This window comes from Microcoleus sp. S13C4, from assembly GCF_036700865.1.
Taxonomy (GTDB): domain Bacteria; phylum Cyanobacteriota; class Cyanobacteriia; order Cyanobacteriales; family Microcoleaceae; genus Microcoleus.
In genome coordinates this window covers 13,081-35,592 of record NZ_JAUBPS010000056.1, presented here as the reverse complement: position 1 = coordinate 35,592, position 22,512 = coordinate 13,081, and the positions used below count along the sequence as shown (strand labels likewise).

The 22,512-nt window shown below is 44.9% G+C and carries 25 protein-coding genes and 1 tRNA gene; 20 read left to right on the top strand and 6 right to left on the bottom strand.

The window, feature by feature from the left end:
• Positions 1–129: 129 nt before the first annotated feature.
• Positions 130–203: transfer RNA gene (locus tag QT996_RS21125), tRNA-Arg, on the bottom strand.
• Between the two features lie 78 nt (positions 204–281).
• On the opposite strand from QT996_RS21125, the gene moaC reads away from it, so the two are divergent.
• The 3 genes from moaC to QT996_RS21110 all read left to right on the top strand — a co-directional run bounded on the left by moaC (position 282) and on the right by QT996_RS21110 (position 1,516).
• On the top strand, positions 282–803 hold the full coding sequence (gene moaC, locus QT996_RS21120) for a cyclic pyranopterin monophosphate synthase MoaC (protein ID WP_333048708.1): 522 nt from the start codon (positions 282–284) through the stop codon (positions 801–803).
• Positions 804–891: 88 nt separating this feature from the next.
• Positions 892–1,149 carry a 2TM domain-containing protein gene (locus tag QT996_RS21115; protein WP_006633890.1) on the top strand — a complete coding sequence of 86 codons (258 nt, stop codon included), beginning with the start codon at positions 892–894 and terminating at the stop codon, positions 1,147–1,149.
• Positions 1,150–1,213: 64 nt separating this feature from the next.
• Complete coding sequence (locus QT996_RS21110; RefSeq protein WP_333048707.1) at positions 1,214–1,516, top strand: DUF3181 family protein; 303 nt, start codon at positions 1,214–1,216, stop codon at positions 1,514–1,516.
• Between the two features lie 74 nt (positions 1,517–1,590).
• Here QT996_RS21110 and murJ read toward each other — a convergent pair whose 3' ends face one another.
• On the bottom strand, positions 1,591–3,204 hold the full coding sequence (gene murJ / locus QT996_RS21105) for a murein biosynthesis integral membrane protein MurJ (RefSeq protein ID WP_333048706.1): 1,614 nt from the start codon (positions 3,202–3,204) through the stop codon (positions 1,591–1,593).
• Between the two features lie 67 nt (positions 3,205–3,271).
• Here murJ and QT996_RS21100 point away from each other — a divergent pair, with 67 nt between their 5' ends.
• Both QT996_RS21100 and sfsA read left to right on the top strand, forming a co-directional pair.
• The gene (locus QT996_RS21100; RefSeq protein WP_333048705.1) at positions 3,272–4,444 is read left to right on the top strand and encodes a DUF3095 domain-containing protein; all 1,173 of its coding nucleotides are present in this window, start codon (positions 3,272–3,274) and stop codon (positions 4,442–4,444) included.
• 74 nt (positions 4,445–4,518) lie between these two features.
• A complete protein-coding gene (gene sfsA / locus QT996_RS21095; RefSeq protein WP_333048704.1) occupies positions 4,519–5,241 on the top strand; it encodes a DNA/RNA nuclease SfsA in 723 nt (240 codons plus the stop codon).
• 84 nt (positions 5,242–5,325) lie between these two features.
• On the opposite strand, the gene QT996_RS21090 is transcribed toward sfsA, so the two are convergent.
• Positions 5,326–6,156, bottom strand: a complete 831-nt coding sequence (locus tag QT996_RS21090; RefSeq protein WP_333048703.1) for a PEP-CTERM sorting domain-containing protein — start codon at positions 6,154–6,156, stop codon at positions 5,326–5,328.
• Positions 6,157–6,491: 335 nt separating this feature from the next.
• Between QT996_RS21090 and QT996_RS21085 the strand changes: the two genes are divergently transcribed.
• The 4 genes from QT996_RS21085 (at position 6,492) to QT996_RS21070 (ending at position 10,226) form a co-directional block, all read left to right on the top strand.
• Positions 6,492–7,814: a 3-isopropylmalate dehydratase large subunit gene (locus QT996_RS21085; protein ID WP_333048702.1), complete on the top strand. Its 1,323-nt coding sequence runs from the start codon at positions 6,492–6,494 to the stop codon at positions 7,812–7,814.
• A gap of 34 nt (positions 7,815–7,848) precedes the next feature.
• Complete coding sequence (locus QT996_RS21080) at positions 7,849–8,757, top strand: hypothetical protein (RefSeq protein WP_333048701.1); 909 nt, start codon at positions 7,849–7,851, stop codon at positions 8,755–8,757.
• Positions 8,754–9,515, top strand: coding sequence for an HIRAN domain-containing protein (locus tag QT996_RS21075; protein WP_333048700.1), 762 nt, complete (start codon positions 8,754–8,756; stop codon positions 9,513–9,515). Before QT996_RS21080 ends, QT996_RS21075 begins: the two co-directional genes overlap by 4 nt.
• Positions 9,516–9,737: 222 nt before the next feature.
• Positions 9,738–10,226: a gluconokinase gene (locus QT996_RS21070; protein ID WP_333048699.1), complete on the top strand. Its 489-nt coding sequence runs from the start codon at positions 9,738–9,740 to the stop codon at positions 10,224–10,226.
• 226 nt (positions 10,227–10,452) lie between these two features.
• On the opposite strand, the gene QT996_RS21065 is transcribed toward QT996_RS21070, so the two are convergent.
• Complete coding sequence (locus QT996_RS21065) at positions 10,453–11,430, bottom strand: carbohydrate kinase (protein ID WP_333048698.1); 978 nt, start codon at positions 11,428–11,430, stop codon at positions 10,453–10,455.
• Between the two features lie 444 nt (positions 11,431–11,874).
• Between QT996_RS21065 and QT996_RS21060 the strand changes: the two genes are divergently transcribed.
• The 4 genes from QT996_RS21060 to QT996_RS21045 all read left to right on the top strand — a co-directional run bounded on the left by QT996_RS21060 (position 11,875) and on the right by QT996_RS21045 (position 14,984).
• Complete coding sequence (locus QT996_RS21060) at positions 11,875–12,150, top strand: photosynthetic electron transport-dependent transcriptional regulator PedR (protein ID WP_006633901.1); 276 nt, start codon at positions 11,875–11,877, stop codon at positions 12,148–12,150.
• A 34-nt stretch (positions 12,151–12,184) separates the two neighbouring features.
• Entirely contained in the window at positions 12,185–12,466 is a 282-nt protein-coding gene (locus tag QT996_RS21055) for a hypothetical protein (RefSeq protein ID WP_333048714.1), read from the top strand.
• Between the two features lie 137 nt (positions 12,467–12,603).
• Positions 12,604–13,878, top strand: a complete 1,275-nt coding sequence (gene hisS / locus QT996_RS21050) for a histidine--tRNA ligase (RefSeq protein ID WP_333048697.1) — start codon at positions 12,604–12,606, stop codon at positions 13,876–13,878.
• A gap of 956 nt (positions 13,879–14,834) precedes the next feature.
• Complete coding sequence (locus QT996_RS21045) at positions 14,835–14,984, top strand: hypothetical protein (protein WP_333048696.1); 150 nt, start codon at positions 14,835–14,837, stop codon at positions 14,982–14,984.
• A 23-nt stretch (positions 14,985–15,007) separates the two neighbouring features.
• Here the strand turns inward: QT996_RS21045 and ald are convergent, their stop codons facing one another.
• Complete coding sequence (gene ald, locus QT996_RS21040) at positions 15,008–16,096, bottom strand: alanine dehydrogenase (protein ID WP_333048695.1); 1,089 nt, start codon at positions 16,094–16,096, stop codon at positions 15,008–15,010.
• Between the two features lie 103 nt (positions 16,097–16,199).
• Complete coding sequence (locus QT996_RS21035; RefSeq protein ID WP_333048694.1) at positions 16,200–17,045, bottom strand: class I SAM-dependent methyltransferase; 846 nt, start codon at positions 17,043–17,045, stop codon at positions 16,200–16,202.
• Between the two features lie 437 nt (positions 17,046–17,482).
• Between QT996_RS21035 and QT996_RS21030 the strand changes: the two genes are divergently transcribed.
• From QT996_RS21030 to QT996_RS21000, 7 genes are all read left to right on the top strand, one after another.
• Entirely contained in the window at positions 17,483–19,021 is a 1,539-nt protein-coding gene (locus QT996_RS21030) for a DEAD/DEAH box helicase family protein (protein WP_333048693.1), read from the top strand.
• Between the two features lie 93 nt (positions 19,022–19,114).
• Positions 19,115–19,291, top strand: coding sequence for a hypothetical protein (locus QT996_RS21025; protein ID WP_333048692.1), 177 nt, complete (start codon positions 19,115–19,117; stop codon positions 19,289–19,291).
• Between the two features lie 54 nt (positions 19,292–19,345).
• Positions 19,346–19,807 (top strand): DUF3598 family protein, encoded by a 462-nt coding sequence (locus QT996_RS21020; RefSeq protein WP_333048691.1) that lies wholly within the window; start codon positions 19,346–19,348, stop codon positions 19,805–19,807.
• A gap of 15 nt (positions 19,808–19,822) precedes the next feature.
• Positions 19,823–21,037 carry a DUF790 family protein gene (locus QT996_RS21015; protein WP_333048690.1) on the top strand — a complete coding sequence of 405 codons (1,215 nt, stop codon included), beginning with the start codon at positions 19,823–19,825 and terminating at the stop codon, positions 21,035–21,037.
• Between the two features lie 177 nt (positions 21,038–21,214).
• Entirely contained in the window at positions 21,215–21,934 is a 720-nt protein-coding gene (locus QT996_RS21010; protein WP_333048689.1) for a DUF2786 domain-containing protein, read from the top strand.
• Positions 21,935–22,004: 70 nt separating this feature from the next.
• Positions 22,005–22,211 (top strand): DUF433 domain-containing protein, encoded by a 207-nt coding sequence (locus QT996_RS21005; RefSeq protein WP_333048688.1) that lies wholly within the window; start codon positions 22,005–22,007, stop codon positions 22,209–22,211.
• 50 nt (positions 22,212–22,261) lie between these two features.
• Positions 22,262–22,462 carry a DUF2281 domain-containing protein gene (locus QT996_RS21000; RefSeq protein ID WP_333048687.1) on the top strand — a complete coding sequence of 67 codons (201 nt, stop codon included), beginning with the start codon at positions 22,262–22,264 and terminating at the stop codon, positions 22,460–22,462.
• Positions 22,463–22,512: the final 50 nt, after the last annotated feature.

Here is a 22,512-nt window from a genome sequence, read left to right as displayed (position 1 = left end):
TCGGGCCTGTTGCACACACAGTGAGGTTGGTTGTAAAATACAAATTAAAAAAGTTATGAGTCTTGAATCGCGGGTTGAATTAATTTCTTAATTCAAAACTCCTAACTCAAAATTCATAACTTTTAGTAGTGGGCTTGGAGGGATTCGAACCCCCGACCTCATGGTTCGTAGCCATGCACTCTATCCAACTAAGCTACAAGCCCCTGTTGAGTTGAGATTTAATCTAAAATTGATTAAGTTCTTTTCTCACAGAATCTAACAGTAACACCATTACAAAAATAATGCAAGACCTTTCGCAAACTTTTTCTAAATTGCCCGATGTGGCACAGCTAACTCACCTCGACAACAGCGGTGAAGCCCAAATGGTGGACGTTTCAGCGAAGGTGCCGACTGTGCGGCAAGCTGTAGCGGCTGGCAGGGTGCGGATGTTACCGGAGACGTTTGCGGCGATTGAAGCGGGGAATGCGCCGAAAGGTGATGTGTTGGGCACTGCAAGGCTGGCTGGAATTATGGCGGCGAAACAGACTGCACATTTGATTCCTCTGTGTCACCCTCTGCCGCTGAGTAGCGTGGAGGTGCAGGTGATAGCGGATGCTGGGTTGCCGGGGTATCAAATTCGGGCGACGGTGAAAATTAAGGCGGAAACAGGGGTGGAAATGGAGGCGCTGACGGCGGTTTCGGTGGCGGCGCTGACTTTGTATGATATGGCGAAAGGATTGGAAAAGTCGATCGCCATTGAGTCAATTCGCCTGGTGAGTAAAAGTGGCGGCAAGTCTGGAGACTATGAAAATGTAGAGGCATAAGTTTCATGCCGAAAGAGGGATGCAGCATTCAAAAAGCTGCACTTATGATTAAAATAGGCACAGAACTACTAATATCAAGTGAAAAACTATGCCTCCTCGTTGGCCCCGCAAACCCGATCGCAATGATCCAGAGTACCGCCGCTTAGATGACCGGATGAATTTTGCTATCCACGTCGGTCTTTTTTCTGCTACCAATTCTGGTTTGTGGTTTGTTCACAATTTGCAAAAGGCGGATTGGCCTTGGGCAATTTCGGTAACGGGTGGATGGGCTCTAGTAGTTTTGGCCCACGCGATTTACCATTTTGCGATCGCCGATTATTCGCCCCTCACCAAAGATTCTGGCTGAAGGCAGTTGGCGGCGATTTGTTAAGTCTTTTGATTGATAACAAATAACTTTCGGCTTTTTTGATATGGCTAATACTACACAGGCGATCGAATCCTTAGCAGCCGAAATCGGCGAAAATGTCTACATTGACATTGCCAAGTGGCATTTGTATCTGAGAGATGCCCACCTGCATACCGTTGTTGCCCAACAACTTTATTCCATGCTGGAAGATGGCAATTTAGATACTGACAAAGTTGGACAAGTTTTGCAAGGAATTCCAGTCAAGTTGGGCGGTGGCAAGCGGGAAGTGCCACTGGCAGATTTGATTCCGATGCAGTGTCAAGTTCAATTGATGGATGTTCTTGAGGAATTTCAGAAGAAAATGTAAAGTAAAGGGCGGGTTTTGTACGCAGATTGTGGGCGTTGTGCCTGGTATTTCGCCTTTAACCCGCCCCGACAATTTTATTTGCGAAAACGCCCCCGAATGCGATCGACAAACATATCAACTTCCGGCAACTTCATCTGGCTGACAAACACGGCAAAAACTCCTAACCCTACAAAACTTGCCACACTCAACTGCACTAATTGAATTACCAAACCTTCAGTACCCAAAACTCTTTGACAGGCTTGCAGAGTAGCCAAGGTAACGAAAGCAGTTAGACAACTGCCTGAAGTTAACCCCAGAAAAGGTAAACTCCACTCCCCCCAAGGCAGGCCACCTAGCTTTTTATCTAATAAGTACAAAAGCATAACCATCGAAAGACAATTCACTCCCACCGTCGCCAAGACTAATCCGGGCGCGCCAAAAGCTCCTACTAACAAATAATCCAGCAGTCCGTTCAAAAAGATATTGATAATACTGACACGAAAAGGAGTTTCTCCGTCTCCCAAAGCGTAAAATACCCGTACCACAACGTCGCGTCCCAAATACACAAACATTCCAATACTGTAAGCCATCAATATCGGCGTGACAAACTGCGATGCTGACCGATCAAAAGCATAGCGTTCGTAAACCACGCGGACGATCGGCCCAGCCAGCGTTACCATTAAAGCGCTCAGTGGCAGCATCGTAATCCCGGTCAAAACTAAAGATTGACGAATTTTATCTTTTAATTCCGGCCAGTCTTTGGGTTCGGTGAGGCGAGAAAATATCGGCAAAAATGGCACTAAAATTACATTAGAAATGATGCCTAAAGGCGTCATAACTAACAAGCCGCTGTAACCCATTGCAGAGGCAGCTTGAGGGATGTAGGATGCGAAAAATAGGTCAGTATAAACATTAATTTGCAGCATTCCTGATGATAAGGTAGCAGGAACCATCACCTTAATTACTTCTTGAACTCCGGGGCGTTTAAAATTAAACCGCAAGCGCAATGTTCCCAAGCCGGCGCGCCACTGCGCTACCAGTTGCACCAACCACTGCAAAACAGCACCCGCTAAAGTTCCCCAAGCTAAAACTAAGCCGCCAATTAGTGCGGATTCTGGCTGAATAATTTTGTCTCCGAGTTGCAGTGCGAGAATCCCCAAACCGCCGACAAGTGCAACGCTGGAAAATAAAGGACTAATTGATGGCAACCAGTACATATCGGCCGCGTTGAGAGTGCCGAAACCAATGCCGATTAAGCCTGAAAGTAATGCCATCGGTGCCATAATCCGGAATTGCTGGACGGCAATTGCTTTTATTTGTAAACCTTCTGCTGTTCTATTTAATCCCGGTGCTACCAAATCGATCAGGGGATCGGCAAAAATAATTAAAGCTACTGTTACCAACAGCAGCAAGCCGCCGACTAAGGTGGTGATAGTCTCGACTAAGGGTGCTGCTTCTTTTTTATCCCGGCGGGCTAAAACGCTGACTATGGCACTGTGAAATGGCCCGTTAATCCCTCCGAGCAAAATAAATAAGAAACCGGGGATGACGTAGGCATAGTTGTAGGCATCGACGGCGATACCGACTCCAAAGGCTGCGGCGATCGCAATTTGGCGCACCAATCCAAAGACTTTGCTAATGAGAGTGGCGACTGCGACAATGCCCGCAATGCCTGCTAGGGAACGAGAGGGCTTCTGTAATTCTGCCACAAATGGTTACAAACGCTAATGCTAAAAGGATTCACTTATTTTAATAGCGAATCGGGAGAATCATATCATGAATTCAGAAAACTTCTATTCCGAATTGCGTTTAGTGGACAATTTTATCGATATTACTGACTTGGGGAATTTTGTTGATGTACCCGATGACTGGTACATTATTGTCACAGATATTCGCGGTTCTACCAAAGCGATTGAAGCTGGACGCTACAAAGAAGTTAACTTATTGGGAGCTAGTTCGATCGTTGCTGTTTTGAATGTAGCAGGCAAAACGGAGATTCCCTTTGTCTTTGGTGGCGACGGCGCTACTCTTTTAATGGGGCCATCGCTTCTACCCGCTGCTAAGATTGCTTTGCTCGCCACTCAACAAATGGCTAAAACTCAATTTGACATGGATTTGCGAGTTGGAGCTGTGTCGGTTAAGGTTGTGGTTGCAGCTAATTATCCGGTTAAAATAGCTAAGTTTAAAGTTTCCGAAAATTACAGCCAAGCTGTTTTTATTGGCGGCGGATTAACCCGTGCTACTGAACTTATTAAAGACCCTGCGGCGGGTAATATTTACAGTATTAAAAATAATGGCAGTTCTGAAACTGCCGATTTTTCGGGGTTGGAATGCCGATGGCAGGATATTCCCAGCAAGTACGGGGAAATAGTAACGCTGCTGGTAATGGTTCATTCAGATTGGACTCAGCAGAACCATCAACGTTATAGAAAAATTTTAGAAAAAATCGAATCAATTTACGGCAAAGAAGATTGCTTGAATCCTATTAATGGTAAAAATCTTAATTTGACATTGAATAGCGAAAAACTGATTAAAGAAATTCAAGTTAAAGCGTACAATGCTAGTTGGTTTGACCGCCAGATAGATTTATCAAAAATACAGTTAGAGACGGCACTTGGCTCCCTGCTAATGAATTTAAAAGTTAAGACAGAAGAGTTAGATTGGGGAGTTTATAAAGATATTGCGATCGCCGCTACGGATTACCGCAAATTTGATGATATGTTGAGAATGGTAATTTCGGGGAATGGGTGGCAGCGAAAAAAATTGACGGCGTACTTGGAAAATAATTACCGAGAAGGCAAGCTGGTGTACGGTTTGCACGTTGCTGACAGAGCGTTGATGACTTGTTTGGTGTTTGAACGCAACGGTCGCCAAGTACATTTTGTAGATGGCGCTGATGGAGGTTATACTTTAGCTGCAAAGGATATGAAACAAAGAATGAAGGAATAAGTAAGCCTGGCTAAACTACCAACCGTCCTTTCATGCTATGATGCCTCAATCTAAAATCTAAAATCTAAAATCTAATGACTGGCTTAATTTACAAATATCCCCCTCTTTTATCAGGCCTTTTAATCAAGCGGTACAAGCGATTTTTTGCCGAAATAGAACTAGATTCGGGAGAAATAATCACCGCGCACTGTCCGAATACTGGCCCGATGACTGGTGTTTACATTCCCGGCAATCCAGTGCTGGTATCTCCCAGCGACAATCCTAAACGCAAGTTAGCTTATACTTGGGAATTAATTAAAGTTTGCGACACTGTGCCAACTTGGGTGGGAGTTAATACTGGGCTGCCAAATCGAGTAGTTAAATTAGCTTTGGAATTGAACTTGTTTCCAGAGTTGGGCAATTACAGTTTAATTCAACCGGAGGTTGTTTACGGCACTGATAAAAAAAGTAGAGTGGATTTTTGGCTAACTGGTGAGGAAAAACCGATTTTTCTGGAAGTTAAAAATACAACTTGGGTAAAAGAGGAGTTGGCTCTATTTCCCGATACAGTGACGGAGAGAGGACAGAAACATTTGAGAGAATTGATAGAAGTGGTGCGGCAGGGATCGAGGGCTGTAATGCTGTATTTTATTAATCGCGGGGATTGTACTGATTTTGCTCCGGGGGATAGTGCCGATCGCCTTTATGGAGAATTGTTCAGACAGGCGAGGGGTGAGGGTGTCGAAGTTTTGCCTTGCCGCTTTGACGTGACGCCCGAAGGGATTCGCTATTTGGGATTGGCAAAGCTTGATGTGTGAGGCCACGAGCGTCTTATATTATTAAATTTTTTGCCTCCATAATTAAAACCCGATCGCCATCAACAACCGGGTCTGGTAAAACTATCATTTAACCAAGAGCGATCGCCTCTTAATTTTGACGACCAACAATCCCAATCCTGCAACAATCATGGCAGCCATATTGCTGGGTTCTGGCACTGCTTCGGCAATGCTGAGGGCATTAATCCCCAACGCGCGAGATCCCTCAGAACTGGTATAGACGAGCCGCGAAATGTTGGCAGCATCGCTGCGAACGCCGAGAAATTGGGCCGAATTATCCAGTGCTAATGAGGATGTTCCTTGTGTTGAGAAACTGCCTAACAAATTATTATTACTGTCAAATGCCGAGATCAATGCAGTGAATAAAAAAGTATCATCTACCGCTATTTGCGTCCCGGCGGCCGCTACGGGGCGATCGAAGGTAATTGTCAGTGGGCCTGGGTTTCCTACTGCTGGCGGCGGGCCTGGTCTTAAACCTGTAAACAAAATGAAATCACCGCTGGCAAAGCTGGTGGGAATACCCGGTGACGGTAAGGTTTGAAACAGTAAGGGAGGTGTCACTCCTGGGGCTGCTGCGGGGGGAATGCTGACATTAATTCCGAGTCCTTGTTCCGAGGTGACTGAGAAGAAGTTGGGCAATACTTGGAACGGGGGCGGGACTGGCCCTAAAATCGACCAATCAACGCGATCTGTACCTCCCAAGGCCGCGCGATCGCTCACGAAGGTAAGATTAACAGCTTTAACCGGCGGTGCGAATAGGATTAGCAGAGTGCCGATCGCGGTTGCCGCAGCGGATATTTTTAGCGATCGGGTTTTGGGGGCGATCGCTACGAATTCCGAAGTGCGATCGCTTTGTAATAGCTGCACTTTGAAATGTTGAACTTTTTCGCCAATCATAGTAATTTCTCCCTTCGACCTCTCGATAAATTATTACCAAATTTGGGTCATGCCAAAACTGAATGTTTAAATTAAGTTACGATCCAATATACTTTAGATTTTGATAATAGACCCTAATTATTTAACAACACATAACATTACGCATAATTTCTTAAGGTGGGGATTTCCCGCCCTACAATTAATATTCAATGCAATTGAAAACTGCTATAAAGCTGGACAGTTCCCTAAAGTTGGAAGTACATCAGAGACATTTTCTTGCCTCAGTATCCTCGGTAACAGGGAATGTTTCGCTTACAATACACTTGTAGCATCTCACAAAAAAGAGCGATCGAACTATGGGAATGACTCTGACCGAAAAAATATTAGCCAAAGCATCAGGCCGCACTAAAGTCGAGCCCGGAGAAAATATCTGGGTAGAAACAGATGTGTTGATGACCCACGATGTCTGCGGACCCGGCACCATCGGCGTTTTCAAACGCGAATTCGGTGAGAATGCTAAAGTCTGGAATCCAGACAAAATCGTCCTAATTCCCGACCACTACATTTTCACCAACGACGAACGCGCTAACCGCAACGTCGATATTCTCCGCGATTTTGCCAAAGAACAAGGGATAAAATACTTTTACGACATCACGGATCGATCGGACTTCAAAGCAAATCCCGACTACAAAGGAGTTTGCCACATCGCGCTAGCACAAGAAGGCCACACCAGACCAGGCGAAGTGCTCTTCGGCACAGATTCCCACACCTGCAATGCCGGCGCTTTCGGACAATTTGCCACTGGTATCGGCAATACAGACGCGGCTTTTATCATGGGAACCGGCAAACTGTTAATCAAGGTTCCGGCAACCATGCGGTTTGTGTTCAACGGCGAACTGCCGGATTATTTGTTAGCAAAAGACCTGATTTTGCAGATTATTGGTGACATTAGCGTTGCTGGTGCTAACTACCGGACAATGGAATTTGCCGGCGATACAGTTGAGCGTTTGACGATGGAAGAACGGATGACGCTGTGCAATATGGTAATCGAAGCTGGCGGTAAAAATGGCACGGTTGCGCCCGACAAAACTACGTTTGATTACGTTACTTCTCGGACTGACAAACCCTTCGATTCATTTTACAGCGATGGGGATGCTAAATTTTATAGCGATCGCACCTACGATGTCACCAAATTAGAACCAGTCGTCGCCAAACCGCACTCCCCCGACAACCGCGACTTAGCCCGCAATTGCCGCGATGTCAAGATCGATCGAGTTTACATCGGTTCCTGCACCGGCGGCAAAACCTCCGACTTTCTGAATGCCGCCCGCATTCTCAAAGGAAATCAAGTCAAAGTTCCGACTTATTTAGTACCAGCAACTCAGAAAGTTTACGAAGATTTGTTTGTCACAAAATACGACGGTCAAACGCTTTCGGAAATCTTCTTAGCAGCAGGATGTATCGAACCGGCAGCGCCTTCTTGCGCCGCTTGTTTGGGCGGCCCGAAAGATACTTTCGGGCGGATGAACGAACCAGAAATTTGCGTGTCTACAACTAACCGCAATTTCCCCGGTCGGATGGGGAACAAAGAAGCGCAAGTTTATCTAGCTTCGCCTTACACGGCGGCGGCGTCTGCGCTGACTGGGTATGTCACCGATCCGCGCGAATTCCTGTGTTAAATAGTTGCTTTTAGCATTCTGTAAAGTTGACACAATGGCTGAAAAGTTCCCTATTATTGTAGTTCCAGAAGCAGCCTATGAGCTATCTGAAACCGAGACTATGGGAACTAAGTACAAGTTCTGGTTTGACGATCCAAATTTAGGGCGTTGCTTGTACAAACAGTCTCGACAAAATACAGGTGAAGATTGGGCGGAAAAAGTTGCAGCCGAGTTGTGCAAATTGCTCGGACTGCCCCATGCTCAATATGAACTGGCAACTTGGAGAAGTCAACGCGGAACTGTCTCACCATCATTTTTGCCCGATGGTGGCAGTTTCATTCCGGGGAATCAAGTTTTGTCTGCGAACGCACCGCACAGAGTTAATATTGTGTTGAATGCGATCGCAGACAATTCTGTTAATTTGCCCCTCGATTGGGTTCCGCCAGTCGGGATAGAAACAGCAGTAGAAACTTTGGTCGGATATTTGCTATTAGATGCCTGGATTGGCAATACAGACCGTCACTCAGAGAATTGGGGTGTATTAGATAAACCCGAAAGCGCTCCTACTTTAAATATCGCCAGATATCTAGCACCAACTCACGACCATGCCTCTAGTTTGGGAGTGCGGATATCTGATGAAGAACGCCAAAATAGACTGATTACAAAAGATACTGGCTATTCTGTCCAAGCTTATGCTAAAAGAGGCTCTTCTCAGTTGTATGCTAGCGATAATAGACCAAAACCTCTCAAGACTTTTGAGGCATTCCGCTCCGCAGCGCTAGACTATCCCGAAGCAGCCGAAATTTGGCTTAATTGCCTTGAGAAGATTTCAGCTAATGATACGCTCGCCATTTTTAAGCGGATACCGCGCGATCGAATTTCACAAATTACCATTGACTTTTCTCAACAAATACTTGAATTTAACAGAGAAAGGCTACTTGAATTCACTGGAGATTTGCTTTGAAAACACTATTTTTGGCTTGGGAAGAGTCAGGCAGCGGTTCTTGGTTTCCGATTGGTCGATTAACATTTAACGGTAAAGAATACCAGTTCAATTATACAAAGGGTGTTCTAGAAGCTAAACTTAAGTGCTGGTTTGAAGCCTTGCCATCTTTCCCTGATTTCAATAAGGTTTATACTTCACAGAAACTGTTTCCCTTGTTTTCCAATCGAGTGATGCCGCGATCGCGCCCTGACTACCCTGAATTTGTAAAGTGGTTGAATATCCCTAAACACGAAGATGACCCAATTGCTTTATTGGCCCGCAGCGGAGGGAAACGGGTAACTGATAAATTTGAGGTATTCCCCTGTCCCGAACCGGATGAAAATGGACGTTACCGCATCCATTTTTTTGCACATGGACTGCGACACCTTCCCAAGCTGGCAATTGAACGGATTAACCGGCTTAAAGTGGGCGAACTTTTGTATTTATCCCACGAATTTCAAAATTCGCACGATTCCTCTGCTTTGCTTCTGTGTACGAAAGATCGCGGGATTGTAGGCTATTGTCCGCGCTATCTTTTGGAGGACATTTTTCAAATTATCTCGCAGGATCGAGAACTGGTGCGCGTAGAAGTCGATCGCCTCAACCAACCCCCAACGCCGCTACAGTTCCGGTTGCTGTGCAAGATGACGGGCGATTGGCGAGACTTCCGCCCTTTCCAAAGCCCGATGTACCAGCCGGTTAGCAGTGATGTTTTGGCTGCAAGTGCGATCGGATAATCAGCAACAAGAAGTAAAATTATCATCACAAAGTTAGGGCAGAACCCAAGTTAATTATTGTGAATTCATTAGACCCACTCTGGAATAAAATTGCTCTATAATTAGAAATAGACTGGGTTGGTGGAATTGTTTATAATTGTATCATTCATCGGGTAACTAAAGAAACCCGGTTTCTCGATCGCATAACTCGATCAAATTGCAAGTATTCGGTAAATAGGCGCCATGATTACGATCGTGATGGGAGTCTCAGGTTCTGGCAAAACTACTGTTGGCAAGTTGCTGGCGCAATCTCTCAATTGGGATTTCAGCGATGCCGACGATTTTCACCCATCCGCTAATATCGAGAAAATGAGTCTGGGCATTCCTTTAGAAGATGCGGATCGCCTTCCTTGGCTGTTACAATTGCAAGCTGCAATAGACAGGTGGCTGTTAGAAAATAAAAATGTGGTTTTGGCCTGTTCTGCTTTAAAAGCATCTTACCGCGAAATGCTCTGCCGCGACCCACAGCGGGTGAAAATAGTTTATCTGAAATGTTCTTTTGAGATATTGGCAGCCCGCTTAACAAGTCGGGAAAATCACTACATGAAAACCGACTTGTTGTTAAGTCAGTTAGACACTCTCGAAGAACCAGAAGATGCAATTATCATAGATGCTTCGCAGCCGCTAGAGGTAATCTTGCGCCAAATTAGAAATCATCTCATGTACAGTTAATTGCCCCGAATAAAACCTCTAATCCCCCAGATGGCTTAACTTAAATACCTCTTTATTTCTGAGTTTCTCTCAGCTAGGAGGATAGTTTGTATAGTACCGATTTCAATCGCCTAGTCCGAGGTTTTTTAAGGCGGATTTAGTATAAGAGTTATTTTTTTTCTGATTAACCGAGTTCCTGAACCAAATTTAGCCCCCTCTCCGTTTCCATGCTGATAGGTTTGCCGTCCTAATTTTTGTACAAATACAAGAAAGCTTCTACTTCAGGGGCGGTTGGTTGAGCCGCAATTGCACCCGGTTTCATCGCTGTCATCGAACCTACCGCACTCGCATAAGTTACCACTTTTTTTGTTATTTCTGGAGTGGCTAAACTCTTAATTCCCACCTTGCACAATTGGCTGACAAAACCAGCCAGGAAACTGTCGCCTGCACCTGTTGTATCCTCAACATCTACTTTAAATGCGGGGATTTTTCCTTCATTTTCCGAGATACAATAGGCGCAACCTTTCTCGCCCGCCGTCACCAAAACGCCTTCTACAGTATCGAGGCGGTAGGTAATAGCTCCTGCGTCGCTAGTGTCAAACAACCATTCGGCTTCATCGTCAGATAACTTGACAAAATCAACTTTTTTTAAGATTTTTCTAATGTGCGCTTTTGCTTCGTCTGGATTTGGCCAAAACACCGGACGCCAATTGATGTCAAGTATAATTTTAACGTCATACTGTTCTGCTAGTTCGATCGCTCTGGCGATCGCCTCTCGACTTTCAGGATAAGCTAATTCTAAAGTGCCTAGCACTAAATATTCGGCATTTTCAAACAACACCTCCGGTAGTTGTGCAGCGAGGAGGTGGGTGTCTGCAAAGTCCGCAGTATCAAATTTGCCAAAACCGGCAAAATTTCGATCGCCCGCTTCATTCCGCAAGACATAAACTTGCCGCGTTGGCGCACTTGTATGTCGCTGAACTCCAGCGATATCAACCCCTACTTCTTGCAATACCTGCACTAGGGAATTCCCCAATTCATCCCCACCTACAGCACCGATAAATCCCGCCGCCGTCCCCAATTTAACCAAAGCACAGGCAACATTAGCAGGAGCTCCGCCGGGATATTCCGTCCAAGATTCTACCTCTTGGAGAGATACTCCGGGTTTGTCTGCTAAACAATCAAATAAAACTTCACCCAGACACAGAACGCGAGGATAAGTCATAGAAATTTTAGATTTGAGATTTGAGATTTTAGACCAGAAGTAGACAGGTCAATAATGATTTTTAACCCATCCCAGAAAAATTGCAAGCTATTTTTTTATGGCTGCTCCTATAATATCAGACTTACTGAAACTGGCAGTTACTCCCTAAAGGTTGAAATATAGTGCGGGCTTATCATTTAATTGTTTTACGCGCAAACATCTGGAGGTTGGGCCCGGATGTCAGATGGGCGTAGGTAAAGGCAGCACACGGCAAGACGCACAGCCACTTGCACTGCTTGTGCGTCTTGCCGTGTGCGCGCTGGGTTTGCACTCCTGGCGATTCTGCAAGCGAGTTGGTGCTTCGGATCCGAAAGAGTAGCACAACAAATTTAATTTTCTCTTCATACTCGATCCCTCATCCTTTAGAATTGTAGATAGGTAAATATGCAGACATAGGAAAAATTTATGAGTGGGATTGTCTCTGGAACCCCTGTCACCCTGTCGGACAGAGAATTGCAAGTGGTAGAGTTAGTAGCGGCGGGATTGACTAATGAGAAAATTGCCGAAAAGTTAGAGATTAGCAAGCGTACAGTTGACAACCACATTAGCAATATCTTGAACAAGACGCGCGCTGACAATCGAGTTACGCTTGTACGCTGGGCGTTGCAGTGGGGAAAGGTATGTTTGGACAATATTAACTGCTGCCCTTTACCGCGGCCGATCGATAAAGAAGTATCTTAAGTAGGGATTCTGGTTGGGGACAGGCAAAGAAATGATGCAAACGGCACAAGAAAAACAACTCCGCTATCAAATTCAAAGCCCTGGATTGCCGCTGGCGGTGTATCGCGAAGTGGCGATCCATTTGCGTCAAGTTGAAGGGGTGCAAACCGGTTTAATTCCGCAGCAGTCGCAGCGGTTTGATTACTGCGACAGCCAAGTTGGGGGTTTGTGGATACAGTATCCTGAAGGGTTCGATTTGGCAGGTCGCGAGCGGGTCGATCGCATTTTGGCTTATTATGGCGATCGTTACGGAGCGTGGGAATTATTAAGTCATTAGTTATTGTTAAGTGTTGACTGTTGACTGTTGACTGTTGACTGTTGACTGTTGACTAACAACTAATAACCGTTAACTAATGACTAATGACTAATGACTAATGACTAATGACTAATGACTACTGACTACTGACTAACAAAATGAGTGCAATTAAAACTTTACCGGGAACGCGGGATATTTTGCCCGCAGAAATTCAATATTGGCAAAATATAGAAGAAGTCGCTAGAACCATTTTAAAAAAAGCGGTTTATCGAGAAATTCGGACGCCAATTTTTGAACAGACATCTTTATTTGAACGTGGCATCGGCGAAGCTACCGATGTTGTGGGCAAAGAAATGTACACTTTTAAGGATAAGGGCGATCGATCGACTACTTTGCGCCCAGAAGGCACCGCCGGAGTAGTTCGAGCTTTTATTCAAAACAGTTTGTACGCCGCAGGAGACGTACAGCGTCTGTGGTATGCGGGGCCGATGTTTCGCTACGAACGCGCGCAAGAAGGAAGACAACGGCAGTTTAATCAAATTGGCGTGGAAGTCTTGGGAAGTGCGAATCCTCGTGCGGATGTCGAGGTAATTGCGATCGCCTGCGACATCCTGCAAACCCTGGGTTTAAAAAATTTGCGCCTCGATATTAATTCTGTGGGAAATAAGCAAGACAGACAAAATTATCGGCAAGCATTGATAGATTATTTTACACCGCACAAAGACGAATTAGACGCCGATTCTCAAGACCGCTTAACTCGCAATCCGCTGCGGATATTGGACAGCAAAAATCAGCGCACTCAAGAAATTGTAAGTGGTGCGCCTAGCATTTTAGAATATTTGGGAGAGGAATCGCGATCGCACTTCGAGCAAGTGCAGCTTATGCTCACAAATTTAGGAATTAGCTATCACTTAAATCCCAGATTAGTGCGCGGTTTAGATTACTATACCTACACCGCATTTGAAATTATCTCCGACGATTTGGGAGCGCAAGCAACAGTTTGCGGAGGCGGCCGCTACGACGGTTTAGTTAAGGAATTGGGCGGCCCAGATACGGCAGCAGTTGGCTGGGCAATGGGTATCGAAAGGTTAATTATCCTGCTGCAAAAGTTGCAACCTTTGCCTGTACCCAAGTTGGATTTTTATTTGGTATCCAGGGGGGAAAAAGCAGAACAGCAATCGGTATTGTTAGCTCAAAAATTGCGAAGTGCCGGGTTTAGCGTCGAGATAGATTTGAGCGGCAGTGCGTTCGGGAAACAGTTTAAAAGAGCCGACAGAAGTGGTGCTGTTGCGTGTTTAGTTTTGGGAGATGCGGAAGCTGAAAACCAGACTGTACAATTGAAGTGGTTGGCGAGTGGTGAACAAAGTGCGATCGGGCAATCGGAACTACTAGCAATGACAAACGAGCTACAGCAGAGGATTAACAACCCTTAGAACGATCGCTTGTAGGCTAGTCTCGATCCCCCTTAATAAGCGGGATGGATTAATTGTCAAGAGAACAAACCAATATCAGAGGCTATTTGCTGACGCTCGCGTGAAGGATGTAACTGGTTCGTCTCGGTTAGAGAAACCCAAAAACAACTGACTAAGATTGTCAATTTGATTAGCCATCAATCTTAAAGCTTGTGGAAGAGTATTCGTACCACTCATCCTCGCCAAAGATACTAAAAATTGTCACCCCCCTTGCCCAATTAGCTGCTGCGTTGCCGCGACCATGAATACAGTTATCCTCCTTTAACGTCACATCTTTAACCCCATGCACTCGATTCTCAATTAGCCAGTGTCCTGGAATTGCCTCGGCTTGCTTGACTAGCTGACCAGTCCAGACTACTTAAATAATAGTGTGATTCATGAAAATTAACTAATCGACGCCGACTTTTTTTACCTTTCCATCTGCTGCCACTTCTGAGGATTGCAATTATGTGCTTAGCCCCCGCCCACAAAGGTAATAATTGAGAACTCATGGCATAAATTGTGGTTCTTCGAGCTGTACTGCGTCCATGTAGGTGTTCATCAGCTTGATGTGACTCGATCGCACCTACAAAATTTACTACTTTCTGAGCTGTTTTACAGCAATTTGAGCTCAAACCCGGCACAAAGAGGGTAAACTTTCAAGATGTAAAAAAGGAGATAATTTAGAAATGGCAACATATTCTCTAGCAAGTCTATTTGAGTCATGAATGTAGACCAACCTGAAACGCTTGTGATGATTGAATAGATTGTTTACAAATCAAATGGTTTTGCTATATTCGAGCTATTTCCTCAGAGCGACATCAACGCTTACTAAAAACTCTGAGTGATTATCTGGTGAATTAGGGAGAAGGGCGATCGCTCTTTTTACGAATCGCGTGAGCGATATGGAGTCAACTTTTCCATAGTACAATGGAATTATGTGGCCTAATATTTTACCTGATGACCTCGATCACATCGAGCAAGCCCTTCAACTCTCCTCACTCAAAGTCCTCGTTATTAATGGGGATTTAGGGGGAACGATACAGTTGTTTCTACCCGCACCAAAATACTATTTAGATGCGGGATAGCTTACTTTAAAAAAAGTGGGAATTTAATCGACCAAATCGGGGAAAACCTCGCGCACGGCCGGATGCACCAATCGGTGATTCTGCACGTTCAATCCCTTCGCCAAACTTGGATTCATTTCCAAAGCTTTAATCCCGCTATTTGCCAACTGCAAAACATAAGGCAAAGTGCTGTTATTCAAAGCTTGAGTCGCAGTCCAAGGCACGGCACCGGGCATATTCGGCACGCCGTAATGCACGACTCCTTCCTCAACATAAGTAGGATTTGTGTGAGAAGTTACCCGCAAAGTTTCCACGCAGCCGCCTTGGTCAACGGCTACGTCAACAATCACAGAACCGGGGTGCATCTTCGCAACAAATTCGCGAGAAACAAGCACGGGAGCTTTTTTACCTAAGACCAAAACCGCACCGATTAACAAATCAGCATCGGGAACAACTGCTTCAATTTGTAAAGGACTGCTGTAGAGGTATTCTACTCTGGAACCGAACAAAGTTTCTAAATAGGCTAGGCGATCGACATTTACGTCTAAAATCTGCACTCTCGCGCCCATTCCTACAGCAATTCGCGCTGCTTCTGTGCCAACGATTCCGCCGCCCAAAATCACAACTTTACCCGGTCTTACCCCTGGTACACCGCCCAAAAGTACGCCGCGGCCACCTTGCTGCCGTTCCAGAAACCGAGCTCCGAACTGCACAGCCAAACGCCCTGCAATAATACTCATCGGCGTCAGCAGCGGCAATTTTCTGTCCGGGAGTTCGACGGTTTCGTAGGCGATGGCCTGGACTCCGCTGTTGATTAAGTGCTCGGTTAATGTGCGATCGGCTGCCAAGTGCAAATATGTAAACAGCAACTGCTCTTTTTGAATCAGCGGATACTCAGCAGGCAGCGGTTCTTTAACTTTAACAATTAGTTCGCGATTCCAGACATCTGATGCTTTTAAGACAATCTTAGCCCCTGCTTCAACGTAGTCCTCGTCCGCAAAACCGGCCCCAGCGCCTGCATTCGTTTCGACGAAAACTGTGTGGCCTTTGTCCGAACAAGCCCGGACACTTGTGGGACTGAGCCCGACTCGAAACTCTAAATCCTTGATTTCCTTGGGGACGCCTATTTCCATCTATAACCTCTAATTTCAGGCATACGTAGATCGAATCTAACTTAAAAACCATCCCCAGCGGGACAATACCATTGTAGATTTTAGATTTGGCAATCCGGCTGGGCTAAGATAATTTTTGTTGGATTTTTCGCCAGATCGATCGCAATTTCCCAAATTGATCGTATTCCATCAAGTCGATCGTCTTTTTAGCTTGTTCCAACTGTAACTGTAGCTGTTGAATTTGATATTGGTAATTCTGCAATTCGGACTTGGCTTCCTGCAACGGAATTCGCACTGCCGTTTCCCCAGTATTTTTCCTTATTGCAACATCGTGATAGCCTAGGGACTGAAAGGCAAAAAATACGAGTTCCCAGTTATTCGCAATACAAAACTCATTGACTGCTTTCGCCACACCGTAAGGCATCACCTCGCCTACCGACCAATTCGTGTAATCGTTAAACACCATCATTCCTTCGGCTTTAACTTTTGTGTAACCTTGCTGAATATCTTTGCATACACCTTGATATTCGTGGTCGGCATCGATATATATCCAGTCAAAATACTCGTCAGGAAAGCTTTTTAAAATTGTCGAAGAATCCCCTTCGTGAAGCTCTACCGTTCCATTTTCTATCCCTTCTTTAACTAGACTTTTTTGTTTTGTGCTGATTTCTGCTTTGAATAAATCAAAATTATAATCGATCAAATGCAGCTTTTTGGGCTTGGCAATAGCAAGAATTTTTTCCGCAAAGCGCCCGTATTGAGTTCCTACCTCGGCCACCACACTATTTTTAGGCAGATATTCCAATATCTTTAATCGACTTTGAACAAATCGACAATTCTTAACGTGACAATCTTGAAGCATGGGGGCCGAAAGTAGGAATGGATTGTCATCCAAATTATTCCACTTCTCGTTATTCCAGTCCTTAGTCGCTTGTAAAAATCTTTTTTTGTATTCGATAAAATCAAACATATTATTCCGATGATAATTGAACTCGAAGCCGTGGGGGAAAGATCTAATCAATATCAAGCATTTTGTAGTCAGTGCCTACGTTTTTTTGCCAATTCAAAAACATTGACTCAAGTCCCTACTACATTTTTTTAACATTTTCGACATTAGTGCAATTTGGTCGGCTACAAAAAATGCTATGGTAATCCTATTGGATTTGTGTACGAGATTTTTTGTATAGGAAACCCTGATGCTGTATAGAAGAAAAAAATAAAGAAATATTGACTTTGACAAATCCTAAAAAGATTACTATTTAATTTTAATTTAACCCTATTTTAGATTAAAATACATTAGGGTCTAAGAGATGTGATTAAATAATAGCTGATAGAGACTCTGCTGTCAATATATTTGATCTGTCACTTATAATTTAACAGGCATAACTCGCCCCCCTATCTAAACAAATGCCACGGATACCTACCTTAACATTCGATCGCGGAACTCTCCTGTTGCACCCGCCGCCCAAAGGCAGAGACTGGGTGGACTTTGCGACATGGGACGATCGCGTGGAAAAATACCGCATTCGAGCCATTCACTACCGCCCGCTGGTAGAATGCCTCCAAGCCGAGTGCATTCACTTCACCGACGAAGCTAGGGGATACGAACTACTCGAACTCGTACCCAGCGTGGAAATGCAGCCTTACCCACATCAAGAACAGGCCCTCGCAGCTTGGCAGGAAGCAGGAAGCCAGGGAGTAGTCGTCCTCCCCACCGCTTCCGGCAAAACTTATCTGGCACAATTAGCCATGCAAGTCACTGGTCGCACTACATTAATTGTAGTACCAACTCTTGATTTAATGCACCAGTGGTATGCTAATTTAAAAGCAGCTTTTCCCGACCTCGAAATCGGATTGTTGGGCGGAGGTTCGCGGGACAAAACGCCAATTTTAGTCGCAACCTACGATAGTGCAAGTATTCATGCAGAAACCTTGGGCAATAAATACGGTTTGCTGGTTTTTGACGAATGCCACCATTTGCCAACGGACTTTTATCGAGTAATTTCCGAATATGCGATCGCGCCTTTTCGACTCGGACTGACAGCTACACCCGATCGCACAGATGGTCGCCACAGCGATTTACATTTTCTTATCGGCCCCACAGTATTTAGCAAAAGACCCGAAGATTTGGCAGGCGATGCTTTAGCCGACCATAAAATAGTTCAAATTATGGTAAAACTGTCAACAGAAGAAACCGATCGCTACGCCGAATTAATCAACATTCGCAACGACTTCTTAAAACAGTCAAACATCAAAATATCCAGCCTCGAAGGATGGAAACAATTTATCATGGCAAGCGCGCGATCGCCCCTGGGACGGCGCGCCATGCTAGCCCACCGCCAAGCCAAAGAAATCGCCCTTTGTACCGAAGGCAAACTGCGAATTTTAGCTCAAATTCTAGCAGAACACTCTCCCCAGCGCACCCTAATTTTTACCGGAGACAACGCCACAGTTTACCGAATTTCCCAAGAATTTCTCATCCCCACAATTACCCACCAAACCCCAGTCAAAGAACGCCACGAAATCCTCGATCGCTTTCGCAGCGGCGAATACAAAACCCTCGTCGCCTCCCACGTCCTCAACGAAGGAGTGGACGTTCCCGACGCCAGAATTGCTATCATATTGTCAGGTACCGGCAGCGAACGCGAGTACATTCAGCGATTGGGTCGAGTTCTCCGCAAAAGCAGCGATGTTAATAAGTTAGCAATTCTCTACGAAGTCGTCACCGAAGACACCAGCGAAGAAAGAACATCCCAACGCCGCCGAGGAGGAATGCAGCCTCACAAAGCCCAACCACAAACACAAATAGAACCGCCAAAGCCAGAATATCAAAAATTAGAAATTGTCAAACCGACACCCATTTACGGAGTCAACCGAGAGACAACCAAAAAAGCAGCAGAATCACCCGCCAAATGGGGAGAAGACAATGATGAAATTCCCTGGTAGTAAGCTTAAACTATTTCTGAACACTCTCTTTCTTTCTCTCTCTTCCCTTCGCGTTCTTCGCGACGAAGAAAATCCCAACGCCGCTGAGGAGGAATGCAGCCTCAAAAACCCCAACCACAAACACAAATAGAACCGCCAAAGCCCGAATATCAGAAATTAGAAACTATCAAACCAACACCCATTTACGGAGTCAACCAGGAGGCGACTAAAAAAGCAGCCGAATCACCAGCTAAATGGGGAGAAGATAATGATAATACTAAGGATGATTGAAGATTACCCAATTAGTGTATAATCTCAATATTAACTAATTCACATTACCTAAAAATGAGCGAAAATGCACAACTAACTAACTTTAAAAGTTTCCCCAAACATACAGGAGTTTGGGAGGGAGACTGGACAATACTCGATGCCGACTGCAAAGAAACCAGGCGTTTTACAGCAGTAGTAACCCAGAAAATAGTTGATAACGAGTGGAGGCAAACTAACCTTCAAACTTATGCCAATGGCAAGAGTGAAACCCAAAATTTTGTGGGTTATGTTGTCGGCGAAGGGCAAGTGCAAATTGAAGGTCGCGACTCGGTTTTTCCCAACTACAATACATTAGCGACAGAAGTGGGAGATGATTTGATAATTTTCCAAGTATGGGACAAAGCAACTGGCATTCTGAGGGCTGTGGAAACCATCCATCTTGTCAGTTCTGATCGGCGAATTCGGACTACCCAAAGCTTGACAGAAGAGGGAAAACTGAGGGGAGTTATGGTAATTGTTGAACAAAAAATTGAGTAAAAGTTTTCACTGCTTATGCTACCAACTGATTTATTAAGTCACCGCCAAAACGGAGAATCAATCATCCCTCTCCGCCTCAAGATAGATGCTAAAAACTTAGAAGCAGCTAAAGAAATGATCGACTGCTTCCAAGAGTCGATCGGCAAAACCCAAGGCGAACTCGACGGACGCTTGCTAGAATTAGAAGGCGACAGCCCGGATTATCGGCTGAAACGGGGATTAGCGCACCTGCTGAAAGGCGGTTACTCCACCTTGGAAGTCATCAGTCCCCTAGAACCCTCAGAGTTGAGACAGCGGGTTTTTGCATTGTCTGCGCGATCGACTCCCAGCCCTGAATCCACCCAATTAACCCTGGAAAAAGTAGCAAGTGAACTCAGCCAAGAGTTAAACAGAGAAGTTTTGCCACACGAAATCACTACAGGTTTATACGCCGATTTAAACGAAAACAAAATCCTCACTGAGTTTAATGCACCAACACCAGAAAACTTGCTTCACAAATACAATCTTTCTCAAGTTCAAGGCATATTTTACCGAGCAAGTCAAGTCCAATTAACCGCCCACCGCAACGATCCGGGAGAATACAAACTCTTATTTCGCTATCTGAAACTATTTCAATTAATGACTTACATCGAAGGCGATGCAGACCACGGTTTTACCCTTACAATAGACGGCCCTACAAGCTTATTCAAACCCAGCACCCGCTACGGCTTAGCCCTCGCGAAAATGCTGCCCGCACTGCTGCACGTCACCAAATGGAGTATGCACTCGACACTGCACACAAAAGACCCTTTTAGTGGCGTTTTGAAAACAGGTAAATTTACCCTAAATTCCGACTGCGGTTTAGTCAGCCACTATCCCCCTGGCAAGCCTTATGATAGTATGTTAGAAGCCGCCTTTGCTGAAAGATGGAATTCCACAAAAACCGAGTGGCAACTAGAGCGAGAAGTTGATTTAATTCCGATACCAGGTAGTGTGATGATTCCCGACTTTCGGTTGGTGCATCCCGACGGGCGAGTATTTTTATTAGAAATAGTTGGCTATTGGCGGCCGGAGTATTTGCAAAAGAAATTTGCACAAGTACAGAAGTCTGAATGCGATCACTTGATTTTAGCTATTTCCGAACGGCTGAATTTAGAAAAAGCCGGGGTGAATGTAAATGACGTGCCAGCAAAAGTAGTCTGGTTTAAAGATAAATTGTTGCCCAAATCCGTCCTGGAAGTCCTCGAATAGTAACCAATCCGCGCATCAGTTGCAAACTTCTTTCTTTCTCTCTCTCTGCGCCCTCTGCGCCGTCTGCGGTTCAAAAAAATTCTCCTCAAAAAACATCGCACATTCCCAGCTATACTAAAATGGGAATTCACCCCAATCCTTGCCACCGCGTAGTCTCACCCTAGAACCGATTGAAAAATGGCAGACACAAGTATTGTCGAAAGAATCAAAAAGCTTTTAGCCCTCGCCACCTCATCCAATGAAAACGAATCGACTGCTGCAGCCGAAAAAGCTTCCGTTTTACTGGCACAGTACAATCTCAGCCTCGCGGATTTAGGGCCAAATCACCAAGAAGAGATTGACGAAAACTCTGTTGAAACAACATCGAAATTTGTCACTTGGAAAATGATGCTGCTTTCGGGAATTGCCGACGCTAACGGTTGCAATGCCATGCGAAACACTTATAATGGCAATATGTTTTTGGTGGGAACTTCTACAAACCTGATTGTTTGCAAACACCTGTACGAGTATTTGAGTTCTGCGATTGAAAAAAGGGCTAAATACCGCAAAGGAAACGGCAGGGGATTGGCGTATCTGAATGCTTTTCGGGTTGGATGCGCGACAAGGTTGAGACAAAGATTGTTAGAACAAAAACAGGAAATGGAAGAGTCGGGGATTCCGGGTTCGGGGGATGCGGCGGCGACTCCAGGGATTGTAGTGCGATCGATGTTTGAGAAAAATCAACAGGCGATCGCCGATTATCTAGAGGGCCGAGGGGTTAAAATTAGAACTAGAACAGATTCTCAAGTCAGCAGCGCGGCGGGTTTTAATTCGGGGTATGAAGTGGGCGACAAAATTAGTTTGCACAAGCAAGTGCAGCAGCAAGGGGATATGAAACAACTTAATGAATGTCTTTGAGGAGGAGGTGCGATCGTGAAAATCAGCTTCCTAGGTTAGAATTAAAAACAGAAACTAACAGAAGAGAGCCATGTCAGACCAAGATATCGCTAATATAATTACGATCGAACCGGGTAAACGAGGTGGTAAACCTTGTATTCGAGGCATGAGAATTACAGTCTATGACGTGCTGGAATATCTTGCTTCTGGGATGACTTATCAAGAAATTCTCGATGATTTTCCCTATCTCACCCAACAGGATATTTTGGCTTGCTTGAGTTTCGCGGCTAAACGGTAATTGGATCGAGAGCGTTATAGTTAAGTGAATAAGATACATAGGGTAAAAACATGACAGTTTACAATCTAACTATTGCTAAAATTAGCCAACTGCCGGAGTCACTTGTTCAAGAGGTGAATGATTTTATAGACTTTTTGCTCCTCAAATACAACAGTAAATTGCCACAGCTTACTGAATCAGACTTTTCTGACTATTTAAAGAATTTAGAAGCCTACGAAGAAAAGTTGGCCCGTGGAGAGATTCAATGGTAGCCGCTTCATCAGTAAATTCAACATATACAAGAGCAGATGTTGTGTACGTC